At 44.2% G+C, this 18,409-nt stretch carries 18 protein-coding genes; 12 read left to right on the top strand and 6 right to left on the bottom strand.

Features of this window, described 5'->3' with window-relative positions:
- The first annotated feature begins 136 nt into the window (after nt 1–136).
- Nucleotides 137–1,588 carry an HTTM domain-containing protein gene (locus tag ACLSSO_RS01955; RefSeq protein ID WP_413943892.1) on the top strand — a complete coding sequence of 484 codons (1,452 nt, stop codon included), beginning with the start codon at nt 137–139 and terminating at the stop codon, nt 1,586–1,588.
- 136 nt (nt 1,589–1,724) lie between these two features.
- A complete protein-coding gene (locus tag ACLSSO_RS01950; RefSeq protein WP_413943891.1) occupies nt 1,725–4,451 on the top strand; it encodes a hypothetical protein in 2,727 nt (908 codons plus the stop codon).
- Between the two features lie 58 nt (nt 4,452–4,509).
- On the opposite strand, the gene ACLSSO_RS01945 is transcribed toward ACLSSO_RS01950, so the two are convergent.
- From ACLSSO_RS01945 to ACLSSO_RS01935, 3 genes are all read right to left on the bottom strand, one after another.
- On the bottom strand, nt 4,510–5,109 hold the full coding sequence (locus ACLSSO_RS01945; RefSeq protein ID WP_413943890.1) for a hypothetical protein: 600 nt from the start codon (nt 5,107–5,109) through the stop codon (nt 4,510–4,512).
- Between the two features lie 69 nt (nt 5,110–5,178).
- The gene (locus ACLSSO_RS01940) at nt 5,179–6,183 is read right to left on the bottom strand and encodes a M23 family metallopeptidase (RefSeq protein WP_295900211.1); all 1,005 of its coding nucleotides are present in this window, start codon (nt 6,181–6,183) and stop codon (nt 5,179–5,181) included.
- Between the two features lie 44 nt (nt 6,184–6,227).
- Nucleotides 6,228–6,953 (bottom strand): Stp1/IreP family PP2C-type Ser/Thr phosphatase, encoded by a 726-nt coding sequence (locus tag ACLSSO_RS01935; RefSeq protein WP_413943889.1) that lies wholly within the window; start codon nt 6,951–6,953, stop codon nt 6,228–6,230.
- Between the two features lie 134 nt (nt 6,954–7,087).
- Between ACLSSO_RS01935 and ACLSSO_RS01930 the strand changes: the two genes are divergently transcribed.
- Together ACLSSO_RS01930 and ACLSSO_RS01925 are read left to right on the top strand one after the other, a co-directional pair.
- A complete protein-coding gene (locus ACLSSO_RS01930) occupies nt 7,088–8,041 on the top strand; it encodes a TonB family protein (protein WP_295900213.1) in 954 nt (317 codons plus the stop codon).
- 65 nt (nt 8,042–8,106) lie between these two features.
- Nucleotides 8,107–8,535, top strand: coding sequence for a VOC family protein (locus tag ACLSSO_RS01925; RefSeq protein WP_295900214.1), 429 nt, complete (start codon nt 8,107–8,109; stop codon nt 8,533–8,535).
- A gap of 61 nt (nt 8,536–8,596) precedes the next feature.
- Here the strand turns inward: ACLSSO_RS01925 and ACLSSO_RS01920 are convergent, their stop codons facing one another.
- Nucleotides 8,597–9,070, bottom strand: a complete 474-nt coding sequence (locus tag ACLSSO_RS01920; RefSeq protein ID WP_340590052.1) for a response regulator — start codon at nt 9,068–9,070, stop codon at nt 8,597–8,599.
- Between the two features lie 241 nt (nt 9,071–9,311).
- Between ACLSSO_RS01920 and ACLSSO_RS01915 the strand changes: the two genes are divergently transcribed.
- Nucleotides 9,312–9,755 carry a response regulator gene (locus tag ACLSSO_RS01915; protein WP_413943888.1) on the top strand — a complete coding sequence of 148 codons (444 nt, stop codon included), beginning with the start codon at nt 9,312–9,314 and terminating at the stop codon, nt 9,753–9,755.
- Here ACLSSO_RS01915 and ACLSSO_RS01910 read toward each other — a convergent pair whose 3' ends face one another.
- Complete coding sequence (locus tag ACLSSO_RS01910; protein ID WP_295900217.1) at nt 9,756–10,295, bottom strand: hypothetical protein; 540 nt, start codon at nt 10,293–10,295, stop codon at nt 9,756–9,758. It lies immediately after the preceding gene.
- A gap of 7 nt (nt 10,296–10,302) precedes the next feature.
- Complete coding sequence (locus tag ACLSSO_RS01905) at nt 10,303–10,791, bottom strand: hypothetical protein (RefSeq protein ID WP_295900218.1); 489 nt, start codon at nt 10,789–10,791, stop codon at nt 10,303–10,305.
- Between the two features lie 345 nt (nt 10,792–11,136).
- On the opposite strand from ACLSSO_RS01905, the gene ACLSSO_RS01900 reads away from it, so the two are divergent.
- From ACLSSO_RS01900 to ACLSSO_RS01870, 7 genes are all read left to right on the top strand, one after another.
- Entirely contained in the window at nt 11,137–13,950 is a 2,814-nt protein-coding gene (locus tag ACLSSO_RS01900; RefSeq protein ID WP_295900219.1) for a pyruvate dehydrogenase, read from the top strand.
- A gap of 13 nt (nt 13,951–13,963) precedes the next feature.
- Entirely contained in the window at nt 13,964–14,731 is a 768-nt protein-coding gene (locus ACLSSO_RS01895) for an alpha/beta hydrolase (protein ID WP_295900220.1), read from the top strand.
- Complete coding sequence (locus ACLSSO_RS01890) at nt 14,728–15,396, top strand: SAM-dependent methyltransferase (protein ID WP_295900221.1); 669 nt, start codon at nt 14,728–14,730, stop codon at nt 15,394–15,396. The genes ACLSSO_RS01895 and ACLSSO_RS01890 overlap by 4 nt, the downstream gene beginning before the upstream one ends.
- Before the next feature lie 147 nt (nt 15,397–15,543).
- The gene (locus ACLSSO_RS01885; RefSeq protein WP_295900222.1) at nt 15,544–15,990 is read left to right on the top strand and encodes a hypothetical protein; all 447 of its coding nucleotides are present in this window, start codon (nt 15,544–15,546) and stop codon (nt 15,988–15,990) included.
- Between the two features lies 1 nt (nt 15,991).
- Nucleotides 15,992–16,834 (top strand): DUF4423 domain-containing protein, encoded by an 843-nt coding sequence (locus ACLSSO_RS01880; RefSeq protein WP_295900223.1) that lies wholly within the window; start codon nt 15,992–15,994, stop codon nt 16,832–16,834.
- A 71-nt stretch (nt 16,835–16,905) separates the two neighbouring features.
- The gene (locus ACLSSO_RS01875) at nt 16,906–17,901 is read left to right on the top strand and encodes a hypothetical protein (protein WP_295900224.1); all 996 of its coding nucleotides are present in this window, start codon (nt 16,906–16,908) and stop codon (nt 17,899–17,901) included.
- 25 nt (nt 17,902–17,926) lie between these two features.
- Nucleotides 17,927–18,346: a hypothetical protein gene (locus ACLSSO_RS01870; protein ID WP_295900225.1), complete on the top strand. Its 420-nt coding sequence runs from the start codon at nt 17,927–17,929 to the stop codon at nt 18,344–18,346.
- Nucleotides 18,347–18,409 lie beyond the last annotated feature (63 nt).

The following is an 18,409-nucleotide window of genomic DNA, read 5'->3' as shown; positions in this document are numbered from 1 at the left end:
TTTTCGATTTCTTTGTAGCGTTAAACCCACAATTCTTTGGATTGTGGGTTTTTTTATTTTCTACTTCCATTTCTCATTTCGAGACAGCTTTACCCTTCCTGAAATTTGCCGAAAAGAATGATCTAAGGAATCATACGTGAATTTGCTTCGTCGACTTTCATTTGGGATAGAACTAGATCTCCGTTCTTTGGCGGTATTTAGAATTGTAATGGGTTTGTGCCTTTGCTCAGACCTAGCTACGAAACTCTTTTATGCCAAGGACTTCTATTCTGATTGGGGGCTGATGCCCAGAACATACTGGGTCTCCAACTACATGAATGACCATAAAATTTCGCTGATGTTGGCAAACGGCGAGGCTTGGTTTCAGTACGCGTTTCTTTTGGTCGCTTTGATTTGTGCGGTTTTATTTACCGTAGGATATAAGACCCGTTTTTTTCAAATTATCACGCTTGTTTTGTTGGGATCGATTCAAAGCCGTAACTATTTGTTATTAAGTGCGGCCGATGATCTTTTACGCTTAAGTCTTTTCTGGTCCTTGTTGCTGCCGCTGGATCGCTATTACTCAATCACAAATCCGGCACTGACTTCGTCATCACAGACTGAAACGGGCTATCGCTCCTTTGCCGGGGGACTTTTTATCCTTCAGCTTGTGATCATGTATCTCTTCACTGCTTTCTATAAAGTGAATCCAACCTGGACCACAGATAGCTCGGCGATTTACTACGCTCTTAATATTGATCACTTTGCAACTCCCGTCGGGAAGTGGCTGAGCCAATTTACTTCATTTGGAATATTCCTGACTCGCACAACTCTCATTTGGGAGTTTGTCGGACCTCTTCTTCTTTTCATTCCTTTTAAGGCTAAGGTGTTTAGATCTATTGCGGCTCTGGGATTCATTTTCTTTCATCTAGGCCTGGCTGTTTGTTTGAATCTTGGAACTTTTCCCTGGGTGGCTATCGCCTATTGGTGCGCCCTTCTTCCCGGCGAAGTGTGGGATGTCGCATTTCAAAAAGTGCGAAAGACTCTGCCAACCGTTCCAAAAGTATCTGCGAGTTCAGAGTTTCTTAATGGTAAAAAACTGCGTCTTATGGAATCTATTTTTTCGGGCTGCATGGTTTTGGTTCTCCTGCAGAATATTTCAGATGTGACTCAGAATAAAGTCTTTCTTCCTGGCTCCGTGAAGACATTTTTACTTACTACAAATCTGAATCAGGTTTGGGACATGTTTGCTCCGTATCCCATTCGCAACGATGGCTGGTTTGTACTAGAAGGAACTTTCAAAAACGGCGAGACACGTGATCTTTTAACGAATAAAAATGTCACCTTTGAAAAACCAAATTCAGTTGCAGATCTTTACTCAACCTCAGAGTGGCGAAAATTTTATTTGTTTCTTTGGGATCAGGGAGAAAGAAAAATTCTTTTGCCGTTTGCTCGATATATGTGTCGTTCTTCGAAAAGTACACAAGAAGAAAGCCCACTCTCTACTCTGAAAATCACGTTCATGAAAGAAACAACTCCCCCACTTGGGATGGAGTTTCCCGAAGTAGTTCCGATCACACTTTGGCAGCATGATTGCTTCGCTCAGTAGCCCGAACGGGTGATATCAAAGGTGAACAATACACGAATTATTTTCTGCACACCGGATAATCTATTGCGGCGCTATCACAAAACATATAGACACTCCCAACTCTAAAAAAGAATCGGAACGTTCCGCGGGAGAATTCATGTTTAAAAAGTTTTCTTTAATAGTCGCCTCATGCCTTTTTTCTATCGGCATGAATGGCAAGGTAGCTTTTGCTGCTGGCAAAGGTAATTCAAATGGCAACGCCAATGGAAGTGCCAACGGCAATGGTGGAGGATCGACTTCTACTAACAATGGTAATACCGGTTGCCAAAATGGATGCACAGGCAACAATGGCAACGGTGTAGGTAACACCGGCCCTGGCAACCAAGGTAACCCTGGTTCCAACGGCAATGCTGGCGGAGGTTCTACAGGAACAACAAACCCGGGTAACGGCGGCGGAAACTCAACTGGTGGCTCCAACGGAAGCACAAACAATCCTGGTCATGGTACTGGCGGCAACGGCCCTGGTCACTCAACAGATCCACTTCCAGGCAACTCAAATGGTTGCAACGGAACTAACAATCCACACTGCAACGGCGGTGGAAGTTCTAATGGTGGTTCCAACGGAAATTCTAATGGAAACTCTAACGGAAATTCCAATGGTAATTCGAATGGCAACTCCAATGGAAACTCCAATGGAAACTCCAACGGAAATTCCAATGGTAATTCGAATGGCAACTCCAACGGAAACTCTAACGGAAATTCCAACGGCAATTCGAATGGAAACTCCAACGGAAACTCTAACGGAAACTCTAACGGAAACTCTAACGGAAACTCTAACGGAAACTCTAACGGAAACTCTAACGGAAACTCTAACGGAAACTCTAACGGAAACTCTAACGGAAATTCCAACGGAAATTCGAATGGAAACTCTAACGGAAACTCTAACGGAAATTCCAATGGTAATTCGAATGGAAACGCTGACGGAAAAGGCAACGGAAATTCTGACGGAAATTCAAACGGCAACTCCGATGGTAATTCCAACGGAAACTCTGACGGCAATTCCAATGGAAATGCTGATGGCAGCTCCAACGGCGATGACAATGGCGGAACTCAACAACCTCCAGCACAAGAAGATGCTCCTAAGAAAAAACTAAAAGCAAAATTGCTTCCTGCCTTTTTCTTGAACTTCGACTTCGGTACACAAGTTGTGAACTTGACTCAGTACGATGCGAAGAAAGCAAAACCAAACACTGTATCAAACTACAATCCAGTTCTAGACACGATGGTTTACGGTGACTACGCAGGTGGTTTCCAAGTTACTAAGTTCTCTACAATTGCCGGTGGTATTGGTGCGAACGTTCTTTTCTACTTCGAAAACGTAACAGGACTGCAAAAACTATTGTGGGCGAACGTGGGTCTTATCCCATTCAAAGGCCGCGATCTTGTTTCAGTTCGTTCTGCAAAAACAATTCAACAAGCCTATGAAATGAGCGCATTGAGTGTTCCTGCGAAAGCAAGTGAACTGAACACATGGGCTGCTGGTGATTCTGTTACTTATGCATCTAATGGTGGCGTGATCTTCTCGTCGAGCATTGGTGCTGCTGTTGTTGGCGTGGGCAACTCTTACGTTGCGCAAGGTACTTTCCAAACATACATCGAGAAAGTAGACCAAAATAACGTTTATGTTCGTTTGACTGACATCAACGTAAATACGTTCTCTTTGCAAACTTCTGCATCTCTTGCAACTTTGAGCACAAGCAAGTTCAAACAAGTAGATTCAGGTATGTCGTTCTTGATCAACTTCAACGACGCAACTGGCGCGAAAGCCTTCAGCGACCTTATCAAAGGTAACGTAGCTGCGATCCAACAATTGGCTGCGAAGAACACTCCTGCAGTTAAGAAGTACGAAAAGCTTTCTCACCAACAAGTGGGAAGAATGAACAACTTCTACTTCGGTATTCCTATCTTGGCTTACAGCAGCTGGTCTGCGGGTAAGACATATGATATTTCTAATACACAAGCGTTCTATGACAACACGAAGTCGACAGTTCAGTACGGAATCTACCTGAAAGAAAAACGCTCTCGTCTATGGAACACTCACAGTGCAACAACTGAAGCGTTCTACGGTGGTGTTTTCAAAGTCACTGATTTCGAAAATCGTCCAATCACTAAAGGTTACTTCGGTCAGTACACTTGGACTTCTGACGACGATTCTTCAAACCACGGCGATATTCGCATGGCTGTGAAAAATCTTGTTAAGAAGACAGGTATGATCAAAGAATTGTCAGTGAACGTTCCTGCTCTTAAAGACCTTCAGTATGCAAAAGTCAGCTTCCAGGTGACTTTGAATGAAGAACAAACATTCCGTTTGATCAAACGTTTGACTGCAATGTCAGGTGACGAAGTAAGACAGCTTGCTACAAAGAAATCGCGCGCTTATTTCGCGACTCAAGCAGACCCTTATGAAATCTGCTTCCCTTCAGAGTCGGAAAACAACAACTGTGAAAACCGTATCCAAAGCGAAACACGTTCTGCAGCCGCTGATATGTACCAAGCCATCAACGTGATGGAATGGGAGTATAGCCACTCTTATGACAAAGGTTTCGTCATGGCTTACGCGGACTTCGGTAAAGCGATGCTTAAGAATCCATTCATGTTCCAAACCATTCTTGATCTTGCTGGAGCTGATGTTCAGATGACTTACTCAATCAACAACACATATCTTTCTTCTTACAACGTTCAGTTCACAACAACGGGCGTTCCAGGTAAGTTCGTGAAGACGATGATTGAAAATCCTTTGATCAGCCTTCCAGGTCGTACAACAACAAATGCCAGCGGCGGAGCTTCAACTCTTCCTTCATTCGGCACCCCAGTAGCTCCGTAATTAAATTTATCGGATACATTGGATAAAAAAAGGCTCTCTTTCGAGAGCCTTTTTATTTTTAAGGCATGATCGTCACCATCTCAGAGTTTACTTGCGCCACATCGATAATATCAGCACGCGAAAGGCCCGACTGGGAGGCTCGTATCACCACCTGCACCCCTGCCGTCACATAGTCCCGCAAATCGACTCGGGATACCGGAGAATTCACATTTAAAATAAATGGCTTGGCCGCAGCCATCGCTAATAAATCCGGCTTTGAAAGTCCTGACGTCGCCGTCATGACGACCAGCTGAACATTGGCTTGTGCTAACGCGATCAAATTATCGCGAGTCAGACGGCCACTATCAACGTAAAGTACGTAACTTCCTGAAGAAGCTAAATCTATCAGATCCAATTGTGAATAGGTGGTCTTGCTTAAAGAAATGCCGACTTGAATATTCGGACTTCGAAGCAGATCCATCGTTTCTGTTTTTCCGACAATACCCACTTGGTTCTGACAATAAGTTACTCGGGAAAGCAAAGAGATCGCTTTTAGATCGGTCACCGTCATAACGGTGCCGCTATTTTCGCGCAAACATTCTGAAAATTGTGGAGGTAAAGCGGCGTTGGCCGACGCGATCACAAATAGAAAACTCAAAAGAAAAATCAAAGTTTTCATTGGAACCTCGATATACTTTATTGTACTCCCAATAAGGCAACAGAGGTTCTTGGTATTTAACAAAGGACTTTATTCATCAAGGATATAGTTGATAGGATCGACAGCGGTTCCATTAATACGAACTTCATAGTGAAGATGCGGACCCGTCGAACGACCTGTATTTCCGACGGCGCCAACAACGTCCCACTTATTCACGCGCTGACCGACTTGAACATAGATCTGCGACAAGTGACCGAAACGAGTCGTCACACCATAACCGTAGTCAATCGTGATCAGTTTTCCGTAAGACTCATCGTAACTCGCAAACACGACGACACCATCGGCTGGTGCATACACAGGAGACCCCGGAGCCGCCGCGATATCAAGACCGGCATGCAGCGCTGTTTTTCCTGAGAACGGAGACACACGATATCCAAAACGAGATGTGATCCAACCTTTTGCCGGTTTCATATTAGGAGTTGAGTTCAGCAAACTTTGACGTTCCGATAAACTCTCCCACAAATCGATCACGCTTTGTTCTTTCAACTGAGTTTCTTTAACGGCCTTATCGATACGCACCACTAAAGACGCATAATCTTTATCTGCGTTTTCATTTGCCAGTTCACCGACTTGATCATTCAGAGGTTTTTTATTCGCAAAAACCTGATCTTGAGCCGCCAGTTCTTCATTTTCCTGACGTTGTTCCATCGGTTCATACTCTTCGACCTGTTGCCCTGCCGCTGGTTTTGGGCCCATCGTCAATTTCGTGATACGGTCTTCTGCATCGACGTTCGTGATCAATTTCAATTTTGTCGTGAATGTTTTTACGCGCTCCAAAGAGTTTTCCAATGCACTGACTTTACTTTCAACGACTTGGAATTGTTTGATGAGTTGCGCATTTTCCGCTTTCAGGCGTTTATTTTCCATCGCTTGCAAAAGCAAACCGAAATAATCCACAAGACCCGCAGCAAAAATAATAATGATAACGGCAGAAATAAAAGAGATGGCTTTAAGCCAGGCAGCCGAGAGCACAATCTTACGGGTTTTTCCCGTCTGATTGCTCACAATAAACAGCGTCACCTTCTTTTTATCCAACTCCAAAACTCCTAAATAAAACTAAAAATAAAAACTAAAAAATACTATTCATGAAAATGCAGTAGCATGACTGTGACGTTGTCGTCTCCGCCATTGGCTAGAGCTTGTTCTACACACGCTTTAACTATTTTGTCAGGTGTATTTTGATTCAAAATTTCAGAAATTCTTTTATCGTCCACCAAACCTGAAAGTCCATCCGAGCACATCAAGAACATTTCCCCAGGGAAAATCTCCCTTTCAATGATATCCGGATAAACATCGCGCTCGTATCCTACACTGCGTGTGATGACGTTTCGTCCCACGAATTGGCGCACTTGTTCTTCGCTCATCACGCCCGCGCGCAGTTGTTCATTCAATAACGAATGATCTTCAGTGATCTGCCAAAGATTGGGACGCTTAAATAAATAACAGCGAGAATCGCCGACATTTCCCACATACAAATGTTTGCCGCGAATGTACGACATCACCATTGTCGTTCCCATGCCCGCAAGCTCAGGACGTTCATTCGCCGCTTTATCAAAAATTCTTTTCGACGCTTCTTCGTAGGCGAGCAAAATCATTTCGCGCGGGGATTTTTTTATGGCATCTGGTTGAAGCATGATTTCTTCCACCGTCTCCACAGCCATACTGGAAGCGACTTCGCCGCCTGAATGACCACCCATTCCATCTGCCACGATAAAGAGCCCTAGCTCTCTATTGATAAGACAAGAATCCTGATTTGAATCGCGTCGTAGCCCTTTATCTGTCAGATACCAAGAGTCAAATTTCATAGATGTTTCATTTTCACCCAAAGGCGACAAAGGAGTCAAAGTCTGGTCCTGGACTTGGGTCGCAATCTTCACGTCCGGTTCACCATCAGCTTAATTTAAAGTGTCATACTACCGATAGAAAGGGGTGAGGTCTTATGATGAAGTCACCGTCTTTCAGAATGTATGTGCTACTTTCGATAGTCTTCCACATCTTGGTGGTTGGGACACTGCTTGTAGTGGACCGCCTCTCTCCTGAAGCTCCAAAAAAGACTGAAACGGTGAGCATCAATTTTCTGAGCCCGGAAGACCTGCAAAAAATGGCGCAAGTGGAAGAGTTAGCTAAGAAAAAAGCGCTTCTTCCTGCCAATCAAATCGTAGAACAAAGCGAGACTTCAACAAACGAAGAGGCGCCGGAAAACGCACGCTTTTTGAGCGCGAAAAATCAGAAAGTTCAAAAGCAAACAGTCGCCAAAGTTCATGGCCAATTTCAAAACGTGAAGAAGGCGGCTCCGGAAAAAACTGGACCTAAAGGCGACGGCAAACAAAAGAATGTCGTCAAAGCAGAAGAATCTAAAAAACAGATCACCAAAGATCTTTTTAAAGGTTTTGATGCCAGCGAAGCGTTGGAAAGACAAAAAGTCTCCGACAAGCAGGCTGGTCTAGGCGAAGGTCGAGGTAACGGTGATCAAAACACCGGTACGGGTGCCGAGACAAGCCAGACAAGTGATTATATCAAAGATGTCGAAGCGGGCCTTGAAACGGTCTTGAACACGCGTGAGTTTAAATATTATTCGTACTACAACCGCATTCGTCGTCAACTTTCTCAACATTGGGAAGGCCGCGTGCGCGAAAAACTTTCGAAGCTCTTTAAAGAAGGCCGTGCTCCGGCTGCGACCAATCAAGATCGCATCACGAAATTGATGATCGTTTTAAACGACAAAGGCACTCTGGTGCGCGTGCAAGTCTTGAGTGACTCGGGCGTGCGTGACTTAGATGATGCCGCCATCGAAGCCTTCCGTGCAGCTGCTCCCTTCCCGAATCCTCCAAAAGGAATCATCGAAGGAGACGGCACTGTAAAAATCCGCTGGGATTTTGTTCTCGAAACTTAATCTACATTCCGCGCCATGACTGTTGGGATCTCCTCTGTTGAAATCAATTCAGCAAGGAGATTTCCATGGAAGTAAACGAAATTCATCGTGGGCGTTTGATTGATCACATTCAACTTGTCGTACGTGATCTTGAAGCTAGTAAAAAATTTTATTTTTCTATTTTTGAAGCTTTGCAAGTTCCTTTGGGTGGTCAAGGCGAAGATTATTTCTGGATTGACGAGCTCTTTATTTCTTCCAAAGAAAGCCGAGCATCGGCAGGCACCCTGACCGGTCGCACTCATTTGGCTTTTCAGGCTAAAGATGAAAATATGGTGAAGGCTTTTTATGAAGCTGCTTTGAAAGCCGGCGGAAAAGACAACGGTGCTCCTGGCAATCGACCTTATCATCCCGGCTACTATGCCGCTTTTGTGATTGATCCTGATGGCAACAATATTGAAGCCGTCTTTCACGGTCCCGCAAAACGCTCTGCAGACTCAGTCAAACTCACTTGGTAGAAGAAATTCGACGCGAAAAGTGAAGGCACAAGCCTTCACTTTTTAATTCTGACTTCAGTTTCTAAATAAAGCGCAAGATCTCACTGAGAGATTTCATCATTTTACTGTAGCCCTGGCGCTTATCCACAAAGCCCACAAATTCAAACTTCTGCACAAAAGGACGATCGACTTCGGACTCTTTATGAGCCGAGTAAATCACGACAGGAATTTGCGAACGCAGTTTTCTAACTTTTCTATCCACTAGAAGACGATCAATCAATTCCAGCGTTTCTTTGCCACCCATGTCTGGCATACGCCAATCCAAGACGACCAAATCGAATTCGCGATTCATCAATAGCGGGACCGCATCCTGACCATCATAGGCCACCGTAATATCGCAATTGTAGTGATCTAAAATGTGTGACATCAAAATGACAGAGTCCGAGCTATCGTCAATCACCAAAACTTTCAGACGTCTTTTTTCAAGCATGGGTTTGATTGACTTGATATCGGCAACCTTCACGTCCCTGCGATTATCAGTTATTTCCATCTCCATGGCTTCTCCTTTTCAAAATTCTGCCCTCAGTGTAGAGAATGTAGATGAAAGAAAATTCTAGATTTACATTAATGACAGGAGTTTAATGTTTTCAGGCACACCCCTGCGTTATCTCAGCCTATCTCGTTTCTATTGAGTAATAAATCCGATCTAAAGTAGAGACACAATACTGTCTATTCACAGTCTCTATTAAAATTGGTTTGCAGCCGTTTACGACCACCCTAAAATTGATAGGGAGACTATGATGAAAAATCAAACCGAACTTTCTGTAAAAGAAAATCCGCGTTTCACCTCTCCCCTCTTCAACCAACGCATTTTGGTCATTGATGACTCCGAAGATACGTTGGCTTTACTTCAACATCGTTTAAAAAAATTCGGAGCTCAAGTCACGAGCTGCCTTGATCCCAAAGAGGCTTTAAAGACAGCCCAAGAAAAAGATTTTGATGTGATTATTTCCGATATAGGAATGCCTGATCTTAATGGTTACGATTTGATGAAAATTTATCGTGCTTGGGAAAAGCGTCACGATAAAAATAAAACACCGGCTATTGCTCTGACCGCTTACACCACGGAGGAAGATGCCCGCAAAGCACTTGAAGCGGGTTTTCAAGTGCACATGACAAAGCCTATGAATATAAAAGTTTTAGAAAAAGAAATTGAAACGCTGATCGGCGAAGGCAAGTAATTAACGAAGTGTTCCCCAAAAATCGCGAATATTGTTCTTTACGGTCTTATCTGACTTTTTAGAAAGACGGAAAACGAGACCCACAGGTTTTGCATTTACAAATCCCAAAACAACTCTTCGTTCAGGAATTTTTCCGGCTTTATCCGGATCATCCACTTGTGCTTCGCACGTTTTTCCAGTGTGGGACGTGAAAATCTCTGTCTCATGAAATTTTAACGAACTCTCCTTGAGGGGACCAAAGATGCGCGCCAAAAGCTTTTCGCAAAGCTCCTTATCCATCGACAAGTTCTCAATGCCTTTAAAAGTATAAAGATCCACTGTGCGCAGGTCTTTGGAGTTTTCTCCTGGACGCGTGATGATTCCAGCAAAATCATCCACCTTGCCGATGTCTAACATCGTTTGATCGCTTTTAGATAAAAAATCAATGGCTTCCTTGGATTTAATCGGAGAAGGCGTTGGCGTTTTCTCTGGTGTCTCGGCCATAGAGGAAGACAACATTGCAAAGCTGCCGATCATGAAGAATGAAATCACTTTTTTCATAGCCTACCTATTTAACGCCTGAAGCATCACCAGCTGTTTTTGTGGAGCCGCCCTGAGCTTTTCTGATTTTTTGTACAATTCCCGCAAACTCTGCATCGCTGGATTTTTTAAATGTCTGTCCTTGAATGGAAACCGAGCGACTTCCTCTAACTTCGGCATTATAAGTTTTGCCGTTTTCTAAAGTGACTTTGAAGTTGCTGCCATCAAAACAAACTTTTTTAAGATATCCGTCATCGGTATAAATATCGCCGGGCTTCCAGATGTAGCCCTCCATTTTTAGCTTTGATCCTACCGTACGAATTTTAAGTCCCGCCGTTACAAACATCGTATCGGCAGTCAGCATCACGGGAAGCTGCTGGACGATCGCAGGAAAGTCGCTTTTTTTAGCTTCAAAATCTGTCGCCGACGTGACGCACGTCTCGGCTGCGACACTCATTTGTGAAAACAAAGAGGTCAGAAAAAAGCCGAACGTCAAAAGATGATACCTAAGTTTCATGTGCATCCTTTTGTTTTGATTTATCACTCTTATGGTATCGGCTTTCCGAGCGAAATTCTGAATTGCAAATAAGGCAGGAACACTATTTATGAGTTCGCCAAGGCATCTCGGATTGAGACAAAGGTCTTGTAGCACCGATCTGACCGCCTTGCTTTTTTAAGACGATTTTTCATTCTAAAGGGACCTAATTTTTAACTTATTTACCTAGGGGCTCTGCGGTATGTGGCCTCTAAGTCTAAAATAGAGCCAGAACTCTTGCTGCGGGGCTTAAAGCCATGGACTCCTCCTCGGTACAGTGCTAGTTTGCCAGACGCTAGAAAAGTACAAAATCCGAAGGAGAATCACTTGGATAACTCTACTCTAAAAAACGTCAAACCTGAGGTTCTAGATTCTATCGCAAGACGTGCGCATTACTTGGCCACGCAGATGATCTGGCAGGCCAATCATCGTCCGGATAAAGAAAAAGGCGACCCAAAAATCGGTGGTCACCCGGCAGCTTCCGCAAGTTCATTGCACATTATGGGTGCTCTTCACTTGCTCGTAAAATCTGGATTCGATCATATCGCGAATAAGCCCCATGCTTCTCCGACAGATCACTCTTACAACTATCTTTTGGATCTTCTTTTGAAGAACGACTTGTCGAAATTGACTCAAGAGCAAGCCGACCAAGCAATGAATGGTCTTCGTAAATTCACTGATGGTAGTGAATTCGTGTTCCAGTCTTATCACTCTGCTTACGATCCTGATCAACACAACTTCTTCCCTTCTGGAACTGTAGGTATTCCACCTGTAGAGGCGGGTTACTTGGCGTTGGCTTACCGCTACGCTCGCGAACACGGTTATGAAGTTCCAGACGCTCACTTCTGGGCTGTGTGCGGAGACTCTGAGTTCCGTGAAGGTTCTATGTACGAAGCGGTTCCTGACTTTGCGGAGCGTGAGTTGGGTTCTTTGACTTGGATTTTGGATTACAACCGTCAATCATTGGACGGTCACCGCATCACGAACAAAGAAATCATGAATGGAACTGACGCGGACCGCGTTGAGCGCACAATGGCTGCCAATGGTTGGGAAGTGATCCAAGTTCGTCACGGTTCTAAGCGCCAAGCTTTGTTCAAAAAGAAAGACGGCGACACTTTCAAAAACTTCCTAGAAAAAGAATTGGAAGATTACGAGCTTCAAGCACTTCTTCTTGTTCAAGACATGAAGGCTTTAAAAAAAGGCATCGCGAAAGAACATCCAAACATGAAGAAGTTCTTGGACAGCATCACTGACGAAGAGTTGTTCGATGCAATCCGCGACTTCGGCGGTCACGACATGGTGGCGTTGGCTGAAGCGATGGAGAAATCTAAAAAATCCACTCGCAAACCAACAATCATCATTGCTCACACTTTAAAGGGTTGGGGCTTGAAAGCCGCAGCTCAACCGGGCAACCACTCTTCTTTGCCACAAGAAGAGGAAGTGATCGCACTTAAAGAAAAGCAAGGTATCAAAGGTGAAAAGCTTTATGAACGTTTTGCTGCAAACTCTGTAGAAGGCAAATTCTTAGCTTCTCGCGGAGAAAAATTGTACTCTGAAATCAAAGCGCAACACGCTTTGAAAGCAAAGAACCAAGATTTCTTCTTGAAGAAACTCACTGAGTTCGGTGATATCCCTCAATCTTTGGACATCAACACAAAAATGACTAGCTACCCTCACACGCAGTGGATGCTAGGTCAGTTGACAGCAAAGTTGACTCGTATCGCGAACACGCCACTTGATGAATCTCAACTTTCTGAAAAACAAAAACCTCTCACGGCTCTTGAAAAACCGTTCAAGCTTCCGGGTGAGTTGTTCATCTCTATGGCTCCGGACGTAGGAACTTCTACGAACTTGAACCCTGCGATGGATGGTAAGATCTTCGGTGCTCCGGTTGTTCAAGACTTGGAAACTGAATTGGGCGTTAAAGACCACAAACTTCCTGACCTTGTTCCCGGCGAAGACGTTTCAGACCGCTTCTTGCGTTTTGAAATCGCCGAAGGAAACGTGATGTCTTGCGTGGGCGCGTTCGGAAAAATGCGCGACTTCTTGGGAATTCCAATCATTCCTTTGATGACGGTTTATGACTTCTTTATCAAACGTGCTTTGGACCAATACTTCTACAACTTGTATTGGAAGAGTTCTTTCATCTGCGTGGGAACTCCGTCAGGCGTGACATTGTCTCCTGAAGGGGCACAACACGGTTGGAAGTCTGACATCCAAATCCCGAACCAAATCACTTGGGAACCGTTCTTCTGCCAAGAACTTGATTGGATCCTTTGCGACACAATCAAACGTCACGTTTTGAACGACAATGCCGGCCGTACTGGGACATTGTTGAGACTTGTGACTCGTGGTGCGGAACAAAAAGACATGCTTCACTACTTAAAAAAACAAGCTCGCTTCAAAGCCGGTCTTGAGGGTTCTTTGGCTCGCGCTGAATTCCCGGTAGCTGGTGCTTTCAATGAAGAAGAAGTGACTTCACAAGATGAAGCACAAATCATGTCAGCGATCCGTGAAGACGTTCTCAAAGGCGCTTACTACTTGATCGACTACCGCGGTTACGCAGGTTACGAGCCAGGTGATAACGTTGTGAATATCTTCGCGATGGGTTCACTTGTTACAGAGGGAATCAAAGCTTCTGAAGCATTGCTAGCTCGTGGTATTTACGCCAACGTGATCGTAGTAACATCTTCAGATCTTTTGGTTGGCATCCAAGCTCACGAAACTGATTACGACTACTTGAAAAACGGTTTGGGTGTGAACTCGAACTTGTACCTAAGAAAAGCCGATGACGTTACGACAGGTGACTTGATCACTGTTGCTGGTAAACGCATCCCTGCTGTCAGCGTTGCTGACGGTGAAGCTGGCTTGCTAGACAATATCGGTTCTATTATCGGTGTTCGTCAGGAAGCTTTGGCAGTTCGCAAGCACTCCAAATGCGGTCGTCCTTCAGAAATCTACGCTTACCACAGCATCGACGCGGAAGCCGTTGTTGAAGCTTGCGGTAAAGTGTTGGCTGAAACGGCATTGGAAAAAGTCATTGTATCTGAAAACGCTCTTGGCGAAGCTCATCAAGCAGAAGCACGCCAAGGACATTGGACCGATCTATGGCCTTCCAAAACTCCGGTGCAAAAGCACTAGTGCGCCAGACTAAATGAACTATAAAGAAATCGCGAAACAAGAGCTCCCCTTTGATGGGGAGTTCTTTTTAGCAAGAAACAAAAAGTACGAAGAGCTAGTTTTCTTCGTTCATTTTTACGAAGGCAGCAAAAAACAACTCCTTCGTCACATCAAACTCGTTAATTCACTCGGCTTTGATGCTTTCGCCTTCCAACTTCAAGGCAATCACAAGGACTTTCTGAAGTTTCATCTTCCGATCAGTGCCAAAGGCTCTTTTGGGACGAAACACGTTTATGCCGATCAAATTGAAACTTTGCTGAATCTAGTTCCCGGGAACAAAATCATCTTTTCATTTTCCAATCCGACCGCCGCTGCGATTGAAGCGATGTCTCGTCGACATTGTTCTGATACGGTTGCTTTGATTTGCGATAGCGGACCCACGGCGCGGTTTATTCCTTCGGCTTACAACTTGTATAAGCATGAATACAAACTTCAGCCTTTCGCCTTAAGGCTCGCTTTAGCACCCGTTTTAAGCTTGGGTTGGAGTCCGTTCTTTCACAAAGATTTGAATAAAGATCTCGCGTCTTTCCCACGTGGTTTTAAGATCCTTTCAATTCGGGGCTGGAAAGATCTTTTGATTCCGCCTTCACATATCGACGAAGTTTTTGAGCCGCACACGCAGCTTGATTGGACAAAACTTTCTTTGCCTGAAGCAGGACACCTCACAGGACTTCGCGATTTCAAGGAAGAATATGTACCGGCTGTTGAGAGGTTTCTTAAGGACGTAGCCACGCCCTTATGATTTCTTTTGATGCGAACAATCCCTTTCCTCTTTTAGAACTTGATACTTATTCTTACAAAGAAGCTCAAGATCATGCCGTCCTTGTTGACGAGTGGTTGGGTTTTCAGATTGATTCTTGTGAGGAAAAAGTTCGCTCCCGATCCAAAACTCAAGAAAATGTTCCTCAGCAAAACTGGGAGCATCTTTCGGTTCAAGCTTTTCAAACTCCTTATATGGAAATTCGCAATATTTTAGATCTTCTTTCACTGACGCCTGGGAAGCATATTGTGGATCTGGGTTGTGCCTATGGAAGAATGGGTTTTGTTTTAGGAGCACACCACAAAGACATTCGTTTTAGCGGATACGAGTTAGAACAAGAGCGCGTTCTTGAAGCGCAACGAGTTCTTTCACGCTTTTCTTATCCCGAAATAAATTTTTATACTGCGGATCTTTCAGCGAGCGAGTTTGTTCTACCTGAAGCCGACGTGTATTTTATTTTTGACTATGGCAACGAGAGCGCCGTTAAAAAAACGCTTGTTGATCTTCAAAAAATCGCGCAAAAGAGATCCATTGAAGTCATCGCTCGCGGACGCTTAAGCCGCTTCCTGGTTCACAAGGAGCACCCATGGCTTTCGGAGGTTGAAACTCCCCGCCATTATCCGCATTTCTCTATTTACCGGTCGTAATTGTTCGCTATAGACCCTGTAAAAATTTCAAAAATGTTCTCCGAGAGACCGTAAAGCACCTCAAAGTGAAGTAATTTCATTTACCTACAGCATCGTCCCCCATATAAGCATTTCGTTCTCTCACCGACTTAATTTTTCGGAGGTTTTATGAAGCCGTTCGCTATGGGTCTTTTGGGGCTATTCATTTCCGTGTGCTCCTTCGCACAAACACCAGGTCCTCTTTCTCTTTCAACAACAATTTCTTGTGACCAAGTGGCAGGCGATCTTTGGTATGAAATCGGTCTTGTGCCATTCACAAGCAAAGATGGTTATCTGATCGCGGTCGTTCTTCATGACGAAAAAAAACAGACGTCTCGCCTGGTGATGGAAACTTCTGTGTATGAAACCAAAAACAATGAAAGTTTGGTGTTTGAAAATGCCAATGGCAGTTTGCGTTTGGTTGTAGATTATAAAGGTCCTTATCTTGATAAGGGAATGCTCTCCATTCTTAAAGACGGCCAAAACGTTATGCACGAACTTGATTGTTATAAAAATGGTCGCATCACTTACGACCGCATCTCTAAACCACAACCACGTATTTCTGTAGGTAGCTAAAATGAACATGCCCGTCGACACTGCTTATTCGGATCTTTTGGAAATGCAAGATGCCCGAGCTTTTTTAAAAAGAGCTTTGGAAGTTCGCTATCGCAAAAAAGGTAAAATCAATCTTGCGGATTTCTCTCGCCGCGCCGGTTTTTCTTCACGCAGCTTTCTTTCGGAATACCTCGCTGGAAAAAAAGGTCTTTCTCGTGAAAGCGTGGGTCAGCTTAAAACAGCCTTGAAACTTCCAAAACCTTATCTGGATTTGTTTTCCTTGCTTGTTGGCAAAGACCAGCCAGAGCTTCTTTCACGAAAATTGACATTGGAAGATATCGACAAACAGGTCGGCTCCATTAAAGTTTCCGTGGCTCGCCAGACAGAAGCGTTGTCGCAAATCAAAGATCCTAGCCGTTTGATTTCAAAGCCCACTTTATTCCGCGTGTTTGCTGCCTTAGGAACTGAGGAAGAAGGCGCAAGTCTTCATGAAATCGCAACCCGTGCAAACATGCCGATTGAAAACGTGCATGAGTCTTTGCAATTTCTATTAAACGAGGGCGCGATCACGACACAAAACAGTCGTTATTATGTCCGCTCTAGCCAAATCGATTTCTTAAAACTTTCAGACTCTGCAAGTCTTGCGGATTTAACAAGAACACTGTGTTCACAAATCCGCACGGACGCGAATGAGATTGCCGCAGATTCGAAGAATTATCTTTTCTATACGGCGTTTTCTTTGCAATCCCACCAATTGCCGGAGTTCAAAGAAAAACTGCGCGATGCCATATTCGGAGTTCTTGACCAATATCAAGACGACCGCGGTGACTGCGTGCACGAAGTGTTCTTGTGCTCTCGCACTTAATTTTATTGTTATCGTGTAACTAGACTTAAATTTTTTAAACACTACGCTCTTGATCCATCATGGAGGAGCGTATGAAGTCAGTTGCCATTGCGTTGTTTGTCAGTGTCCTGTCTGTTGCCTCATCTTCATTGGCGGCACGGGGCTACTATCTGTACGAAGCCAATTTCAATCACATGGGAAAATCTTATTTAGATCGCCTGGAGTCTATGCCAACAGACCAGCTTTCTTCTTTGTCGCCCGAAAAACGCAACATCTGCATTCAAAGATACAAAGGTATTCTTGAAGATGGCGTTTTAGATATTCGCATCGCTTTGGGGTACTTTGATTGGACGACAGGAAGCAATGTCTATGCGGACGGCCGCAGTTTCGGTGTCAGTCCTTCGATGGATATCGGGGCTTTTTACGCGATTAAAAGTTTGCTCTTATCTTCTTGTGACGGACGTGTGCGTCTTTGCGGATTTAGCCAAGATCCTAAAAACAACTATCGCTTTTTAAAAACGGTGCAAATTCAGGGCAACAAATACACCGCGCGTGTAGAAGTTCAGTTTGCTTCGGCCACGGAATATTTAAGCCAGAATCTGGGTGACTATCGTGAACAACAAAGACAGCGCACTCAATACATGGATAATTATTTTGCCCATGCCTTGCAGGAAGCCGATGCGGTTTTTTATTTCGGACATTCTCGCAATGGCGGAGGACCGGATTTTGCGCCACCCGTTTTTATTCCTGGTCGTAATAAAGTGAACTATGATGGTTACTATGAAGTGCAAAGGCCGGGACTTAAAAAAATGCTCGCAGCTTTAAACGCGAGTGATAAAAAGGCCGCAGTTCTGGGCTTGATGTCGTGTGCATCTCGCGATCACTTCTTACGAAAAGTGCGAGCGGCAGCTCCTCAGACCGGAGTGATCACGTCGATGGATGTTCTTAACGTGGATGAGGTCTATACAGCCATGCTTGGTGGAATAGATGCTTTACTCAGAGGACAGTGCCAACAAAGTTTTTATCAGCAATTGCGTATGACTTCTAACAATCAAAAATACATCACAATGGACGGAATGTTCGAATAAGAATAGATTGATTATGGAGGTGCTTATGGTCAGTTTAGAACAGCTTCCTCACCCTGACTTTCTTCCCTATCCAAGTCATTACACCTCGGCGTTTTTCCAATCTAAGGAAGACGCCGAAAAAGCCATCTCAGAATTGGAATCACTTGGGTTCAACGATGATGAATTCAATATCTTTGAAGGCGACAGTGGCGTACATGCCGTCGACATTGATGGCGATCACCACAACGTTATCGAAAAATATATGCGTAAGTTTATCAAGATGTCAGACTCTGCCGAATGGCGCTTTTTAAGTGAAGCGGACTATGAACTTAAAAATGGCCATCTTCTAGTTTGCGTTCCGACGTTGAGTGATCAAAAAAAACAAGAAGTGATCAGCGCTTTTAAAAAGGCGGACGCCTATGACATCCGGTATTTTACTCCTTTGTATGTAGAAGAAATCGAATAGCGGTAAAGAATAAACAAACAAACGGATTTCTTTTTAGGTAAGATTAACTATTGATTTTACTTG

Source organism: Bdellovibrio sp. HCB-162, from assembly GCF_047344985.1.
Classification (GTDB): domain Bacteria; phylum Bdellovibrionota; class Bdellovibrionia; order Bdellovibrionales; family Bdellovibrionaceae; genus Bdellovibrio.
Note: the sequence above shows the minus strand (reverse complement) of the source record. Positions and strands in the feature narration are given on the sequence as shown.

Bases quoted from the DNA above. Each gene is read 5' to 3' on its own strand.
- ACLSSO_RS01950 (WP_413943891.1), top strand. From the start codon at position 1,725: ATGTTTAAAAAGTTTTCTTTAATAGTCGCCTCATGCCTTTTTTCTATC.
- ACLSSO_RS01945 (WP_413943890.1), bottom strand. From the start codon at position 5,109: ATGAAAACTTTGATTTTTCTTTTGAGTTTTCTATTTGTGATCGCGTCG.
- ACLSSO_RS01935 (WP_413943889.1), bottom strand. From the start codon at position 6,953: ATGAAATTTGACTCTTGGTATCTGACAGATAAAGGGCTACGACGCGAT.
- ACLSSO_RS01930 (WP_295900213.1), top strand. From the start codon at position 7,088: ATGATGAAGTCACCGTCTTTCAGAATGTATGTGCTACTTTCGATAGTC.
- ACLSSO_RS01925 (WP_295900214.1), top strand. From the start codon at position 8,107: ATGGAAGTAAACGAAATTCATCGTGGGCGTTTGATTGATCACATTCAA.
- ACLSSO_RS01920 (WP_340590052.1), bottom strand. From the start codon at position 9,070: ATGGAGATGGAAATAACTGATAATCGCAGGGACGTGAAGGTTGCCGAT.
- ACLSSO_RS01915 (WP_413943888.1), top strand. From the start codon at position 9,312: ATGATGAAAAATCAAACCGAACTTTCTGTAAAAGAAAATCCGCGTTTC.
- ACLSSO_RS01910 (WP_295900217.1), bottom strand. From the start codon at position 10,295: ATGAAAAAAGTGATTTCATTCTTCATGATCGGCAGCTTTGCAATGTTG.
- ACLSSO_RS01905 (WP_295900218.1), bottom strand. From the start codon at position 10,791: ATGAAACTTAGGTATCATCTTTTGACGTTCGGCTTTTTTCTGACCTCT.
- ACLSSO_RS01895 (WP_295900220.1), top strand. From the start codon at position 13,964: ATGAACTATAAAGAAATCGCGAAACAAGAGCTCCCCTTTGATGGGGAG.
- ACLSSO_RS01890 (WP_295900221.1), top strand. From the start codon at position 14,728: ATGATTTCTTTTGATGCGAACAATCCCTTTCCTCTTTTAGAACTTGAT.
- ACLSSO_RS01885 (WP_295900222.1), top strand. From the start codon at position 15,544: ATGAAGCCGTTCGCTATGGGTCTTTTGGGGCTATTCATTTCCGTGTGC.
- ACLSSO_RS01880 (WP_295900223.1), top strand. From the start codon at position 15,992: ATGAACATGCCCGTCGACACTGCTTATTCGGATCTTTTGGAAATGCAA.
- ACLSSO_RS01875 (WP_295900224.1), top strand. From the start codon at position 16,906: ATGAAGTCAGTTGCCATTGCGTTGTTTGTCAGTGTCCTGTCTGTTGCC.
- ACLSSO_RS01870 (WP_295900225.1), top strand. From the start codon at position 17,927: ATGGTCAGTTTAGAACAGCTTCCTCACCCTGACTTTCTTCCCTATCCA.